Annotated in this window: 1 pseudogene; it reads left to right on the forward strand. The window is 72.1% G+C overall.

Annotation, left to right across the window (positions count from 1 at the left end):
* Positions 1–226, forward strand: a pseudogene (locus ADK57_RS19340) (IS200/IS605 family accessory protein TnpB-related protein); the annotation flags it as partial.

Genomic DNA, 226 nt, shown 5'->3' on the forward strand with positions numbered 1-226 from the left:
CGGCAACCCGGTCGGCGAGCCGCAGCGCTACTTCTACGACCTCACCGGCACCACCGCGCACCGCGATGCACAGATCCGGCACGCCCTGACCCGGCTGCTCCACCACACCCGCCGCTGCGGGGCCGCCGCGATCGCCATCGAAGACCTCGACTTCGCGGCGCAGAAGGGCCGCGAGAAGCACGGCCGCAACAAACGCTTCCGCCGCCTGCTCTCCCGCTTCCCCACC

The sequence above is a fragment of the Streptomyces sp. MMG1533 genome, from assembly GCF_001279775.1.
In the GTDB taxonomy this organism is placed as follows: Bacteria; Actinomycetota; Actinomycetes; order Streptomycetales; family Streptomycetaceae; genus Streptomyces.